This is a genomic window from Pseudoalteromonas sp. S3260 (assembly GCF_005886925.1).
Classification (GTDB): domain Bacteria; phylum Pseudomonadota; class Gammaproteobacteria; order Enterobacterales; family Alteromonadaceae; genus Pseudoalteromonas; species Pseudoalteromonas tetraodonis.
This window is the reverse complement of sequence record NZ_PNCV01000165.1, coordinates 1-5,483: the sequence shown is the minus strand read 5'-3', so window position 1 is coordinate 5,483 and position 5,483 is coordinate 1. Positions and strand designations below refer to the sequence as shown.

Sequence of the window (5,483 nt, the reverse complement as noted above, 5' to 3'; positions counted from 1 at the left end):
AGGTTAAAGGTTAAAGGTTAAGCGAATAGCATAACTTTAAGCTTTTTGGTTTTAACCCTTTAATTGTTATATTTACCCAAAAAACAGTAAGTTGGCACCCAACGCAGACGTGGGGTAAACCTGCTAAAAAATAGAACCGGTAACGGATTCAGTGTAACTACCGGTGTTTAGTTTTTCTAACCAAATATCTAATACCTAATACCCAATACCTAATACCTAATACCCAATACCTAATACCTAATACCTAATACCTAATACCTAATACCTGTACTTAGCTCTCAATCTCTCGACAGGTTATATTTTTTCATTTTTTCGACCAGAGTGGTTCGCCTTACACCTAACACTTCAGCAGCACGGGCGACAACGTAATCAAAGCGCTCTAATGCCTGTGTGATTAAGTTAATTTCAAGCTCAGCTAAGTACTCTTTAAGCTCAATACCTTCATCGGGCAATAAACCAGGTGCAGCCTGAACAAAATCATCTTCTAGATCTATTTCATCTTCGCTAAATCCGCCACTAAAAATATCATTAAAGGCATCACGCTCCATCAGCTCTTCTGGGTACTGTGGCTCATAGGCTTCAACTTCAATGTAGCGGTATTTATTGGGTAAATCAGGAACATCCACAACCTTATCTGGAAACATAATAACCATGCGTTCAACAAGGTTCGCCAGCTCACGAATATTACCCGGCCAAGAATGCTCTTTTAAACTATCAATAGCACGCTCTGTAAACTTAGCCGTAGTACCGCTTTGCTCATTTACGCGGCGCATTAGCTCTTTAAGTAGCAAAGGGATGTCTTCTGCGCGTTGAGCAAGAGATGGACTCTCAATAGGAAAAACATTTAAGCGATAGTATAAATCTTCTCTAAATGAGCCTTTTTCTATCATGCTTTCAAGGTCACGGTGGGTTGCAGCAATCACACGCACATCAGCTTGAATCGCTTTGGTACCACCAACGCGCTCATAGCTACGCTCTTGTAGTACACGTAGTAACTTAACCTGCATTTGCAGCGGCATATCACCAATTTCATCTAAAAATAGCGTGCCACCTTGCGCTAACTCAAAACGGCCTTTTCGTGCTGAAATAGCCCCAGTAAACGCGCCTTTTTCATGACCAAATAGTTCACTTTCTAGTAGCTCTGCAGGAATTGCCCCACAGTTTACTGGTACAAATGGGCCTTTGTTACGCTTAGAAAGCAGATGTACGTTACGAGCAACTACTTCTTTACCTGTGCCCGACTCTCCTAAAATAAGTACGTTAGCATCGGTTTTAGCAACTTGAGTAATTAAAAAGCGTAAATCTTTTACGGCTTTGGTTTCACCTACAAGGCCATCAAAGGTGCTTTTTTCTTTGTTATGTTTATGCTCGTGAGGCAACATGCGCTGATATTGCTGACAGTCATGTAATAGCTGGGTCGTTACTTCATGAGTAAATGGCTCACATATCAATCCCACAACATTAGCGAGACTCAGTAGCGGTTTAAGCGTTTCACCAATGAGTAAAAAAGGGAAAGTCGGATAGCGTTTAATTAAACTTTCATGGTCTAAAGATTGCAGCGCCCCTAATACCACAATACATTCTTTATTTTGATAGTGACTACATGCCTGTTCAAAGTCAGCTTCTGTTTGCAACTGTACCGCCTCACCAATAAAAGTAAGGGATGCATATAATCCAATAGAGCGATTATTATTATTATCTAAAATTAAGATCATTTTTTAGCGAGCCATTTATTTCACTAATTTGTTTTATTAATCAAATTGTAAGCCAGTTGGATTTTGATGCAAGTAATAGCGGCGATTTTTTGACATTAACGCCAAAAAACAGACACATCAAGTAAATACCACCCCTTAAAGGCTAGGTAATTAGTACTGGAATGAAAATAATTAGTTAACAAAATGCTGCCACCCTCTTTATTAAGCAAGTTCATCCTGTATTATTATTATATTTATAATTAATTTAAATTGTTTACTTAAGTTGTGACCATAAATGCCGATACATAAATAAGCGAAAATGCTTGGCATTAATATTGCTTTATTCTTATAGAAGTATAAAAGCTATATTGATTTTTTATATAAGTTTTTATAATAGCTTTCACATAATTTTATTGCTTTAAATTTTAGGATTTTCCATGGCTCACATCTCAGTAAAAAAATACGGTCAAGTTCGCGCTAGTAGCATTGCCGAAATGACTCCTTACGAACAAATAAACCTTATATTTAGTAATATTATCGGCCGTTTAGCAGCTACAAAAGGGTTTATTGAGCGCAAAGAAATAGCTAAAAAAGGTGAAAACATATCAGCCTGTATTTTGTTATTTGGTGCCTTGCAAGACTCTTTAAACTTAGAAGTAGAGCAAGACCCAAGCATTTCTAACAACTTATTGGCATTATATGATTACTGCCAACGCCGCTTAGTACAAGCAAATATCAACAATGATGTTGAAGCACTTACAGAGGTTTCGGGTATTGTTAAAGAAATTAAAGAGGGTTGGGAGGGTATTCCTGCCGACCAACGTATGCCGGCTATTTAATAACTATGCCAAAAAAGTCAACACAAGCCGCAGAGCAAATTAAACAATTACTCTGCGAGCTTCAAGCTCAAGTTAATAGCAACAGGGCCGATGGTGCTGCTAATTCGCTTGAGTTATTAAATAAACACTTAGTAAATTGGTGCGAAAGTACCTCACCGCCAAGTGTTGATGAGTTAAGTGTACTGCAAACGCAAATTAATATGATTTTAGCAACCGCAGAAAACCAAAAAGTAGAGTCGTTTAATGCGATACTCAAACATAAAAAGTCGGATAAAGCCATAAACGCTTATAAGTCGACTTAACAGTAAAAACCAACCCTTAGCATACCATCACCAAGCACACTAAGTGGCACACAATAAAAAGGCCGCTAAGTTAAATACTTAGCGGCCTTTTTAAATCAATAATACATATTATTTAGACTGCCTTACCACACCTGGCATATTGTCTAACTGCGCTTGAATATAGCTACTGGTTGAATTTAAGCCTGCCACCAATAAATCCATACTATTGTACTGCGCGTACAAGCGCGACTCTAGTGACTCCATTTTACGCGCAAACGACACGCGCTCGTCATCAATATCGCGCAGCTGCCCTTCTTTACTTTCTATTCTGTTTTGAATTAAACCATCTGACTTAGTATAAAAGTTCATTAACTCATCAAACGATTGGGCAAAACCACCTTCGTCAGTATTTTTACCTACAAAAAACTGCTGCACTAAATCAACATCATTTTTTACTTGCTCGTCTAAGCGTTCGCTATCTAAGCTTAACTTACCGTATCTGTCGGCTTCAACACCCAACTGCGATAGCGATAAAGAGTTACCATCGCCCAAGTCAACACTGTTGGTAATTTCTTGCCTTAACTTTGACATAACACCACGTAGCAGAGAATCACCCGCCATTACGCCAGCGCCATCCTCGCCAGATTTACCTAAATTCTTACTTAGCTCTAACAGCTCATTGTAACTTTTAACAAACCCATCAAGTCCAGCTTTAATATTATTGTTGTTTTCTTTTACTGTTAATGTACTTACGTCATCATCAATACCTTGGGTTTTTTTAGCCGTAATATCTACGCCATCAATAACACTTTTAAACTCGTTCGTACTACTTGAAGTAATTAAAGTACCATCAATGGTTATGTGAGCATTTTGCGCCGCATTTACCTCAGTTAAATTAGTCGTATGGTTTGCAGGGGCCGCATCAGACACGTCATAGGCTAAGCGAGAGAGCCCGCCTACATCGGTATTGTTACCATCGCTATCTTGTACGGTAATGGTAATGGCGTTTTCTTCACCGGTTTGTTTACTGGTTAAAACCAAATGTTGACCTGCATCACTGGTTACTATCGTTGCTACCACAGAGTCATTAGAGTCAGAGCCAGTGTATGGGCCGTTATTTATTTGGTCTCTTAAATCTTCCAGTGTATTAGTAGGCGACAGCACAGTCGAAAAACTGTTATCTCCAGAGCTAATAGTAATCACACCACCACCAATCGCCTCATCGGCAGCAAATGCAGGAGACGATAACTTATGGGCTTGTGCCAGTGCATCAACTTTTACATTATAACTGCCTGGCTCGGCGTCTTTGTTTGAGCTAAGAGATATAAAATCATCATTACCCGATGCTGTGCGCTTTTGGTAGTTATCGACCTTGCCAAGCGCGGTCATAGATTCTTGCACTTTTACAAGTGCCGCCTTAAGTGCACCCACAGCGGAAATATCGGTAGTTAAGTTAGCTTCTTTTCTATTTAAACGTGATTCAAAAGGCGCTTTTTCGGCATTTACCAATGCACCTACAATTTCTGATACTTGTAAGCCTGAGCCTAACCCTGTAAACGAAATAGCCATATTACCCTCTTTAATAACTATTTAAATGAAAAATTAAGCCACCATTTAGGCGCTATACAGTGTGATCTATCAATAAGCCCGCAGTTTCAGATAACTTAGACACTAAATTTAACACCTCTTCCGATGGATATTGTTTAATAATATCGCCAGTGTCTTTATCTAGCACTTTAATTACATCGCGGCCAGAGTCCTCGTCTACCTGAAACTGTAAGCTACGGTTCATTTCACCCATAAACTCCTGCAATTGCTGCGCCATTTTTTCTAGCTGTTCACGCTCTAACGGCTGAGCAGTTACTTCTTGATTATTTTTTTCGTATTGATTTTGCTGTAATCGTTGCTGATTTTGTGTATCAGCTTGCTTTACATCGTCAACAGCGCGTTCGGTTAGCGAACTAGCCGCTTGACCAACTACTTTATCTTCACCCGCAAGCGGAGTTGGTAATGTAACTTCTGCATTGGAATTAATGGTATTCATAACAGATTCCTATTTATTAGTTAATTAAACAATAGCTCAATTAAAACCCTTAAACCACAAAAGGAGGTAGCTAAAGCCACCTCCTTTTTTGTAAAACTAATACTGACTTTATGTACTAGCTAGCTAACCATTAAGCTATTACTTTAACTTATTAACCTAATAAGCTAAGTGCTGCTTGTGGTAACTGATTCGCTTGCGACAAGATTGACGTACCTGCCTGTTGCAAGATTTGGTTCTTCGTCATGTTAGCTGTTTCAGTCGCAAAGTCAGTATCTTGAATACGGCTACGTGATGCTGATACGTTTTCTTGAATATTCGAAAGGTTACTGATTGTATGGCCAAAACGGTTTTGAACCGCACCTAAATCGGCACGTTGGCTATCTATTTGTGCTAGCGCATCATCAATTATATCAATTGCACTTTGTGAACCTAACTCTGTTGTTAAATCAATATCTTGAACAGTATCGCCTGTGGCTACAACAGTAACAGCACTAGCAGAGCCATCAGTTACAGTAAAATCAGCTTTTGAAGATAAAGTTATGACTTCCGTTGTAGCTGAAGCTGTCGCTGAATCTGTTGGAGTTGTTTCATCCAAGCTGGTCGCAGTCGAAGCGCTATCAGTAAA

Annotated in this window: 6 protein-coding genes; 2 read left to right on the top strand and 4 right to left on the bottom strand. The window is 39.1% G+C overall.

Going from position 1 to position 5,483, the window contains the following annotated elements; translation table 11 throughout:
- Window positions 1–278: 278 nt before the first annotated feature.
- A complete protein-coding gene (locus CWC14_RS17655) occupies window positions 279–1,715 on the bottom strand; it encodes a sigma-54 dependent transcriptional regulator (RefSeq protein WP_138564194.1) in 1,437 nt (478 codons plus the stop codon).
- A 416-nt stretch (window positions 1,716–2,131) separates the two neighbouring features.
- On the opposite strand from CWC14_RS17655, the gene fliS reads away from it, so the two are divergent.
- Window positions 2,132–2,533, top strand: a complete 402-nt coding sequence (gene fliS, locus CWC14_RS17650) for a flagellar export chaperone FliS (protein ID WP_138564192.1) — start codon at window positions 2,132–2,134, stop codon at window positions 2,531–2,533.
- A 5-nt stretch (window positions 2,534–2,538) separates the two neighbouring features.
- On the top strand, window positions 2,539–2,835 hold the full coding sequence (locus CWC14_RS17645; RefSeq protein ID WP_069438718.1) for a hypothetical protein: 297 nt from the start codon (window positions 2,539–2,541) through the stop codon (window positions 2,833–2,835).
- Between the two features lie 108 nt (window positions 2,836–2,943).
- Here CWC14_RS17645 and fliD read toward each other — a convergent pair whose 3' ends face one another.
- The 3 genes from fliD to CWC14_RS19840 form a co-directional block, all read right to left on the bottom strand.
- Window positions 2,944–4,383 carry a flagellar filament capping protein FliD gene (fliD, locus tag CWC14_RS17640; RefSeq protein WP_138564190.1) on the bottom strand — a complete coding sequence of 480 codons (1,440 nt, stop codon included), beginning with the start codon at window positions 4,381–4,383 and terminating at the stop codon, window positions 2,944–2,946.
- A gap of 52 nt (window positions 4,384–4,435) precedes the next feature.
- On the bottom strand, window positions 4,436–4,858 hold the full coding sequence (locus CWC14_RS17635; RefSeq protein ID WP_033104070.1) for a flagellar protein FlaG: 423 nt from the start codon (window positions 4,856–4,858) through the stop codon (window positions 4,436–4,438).
- A 151-nt stretch (window positions 4,859–5,009) separates the two neighbouring features.
- Window positions 5,010–5,483 (bottom strand): flagellin (locus CWC14_RS19840; protein ID WP_283957455.1); only part of this gene is annotated, 474 nt, incomplete at its 5' end.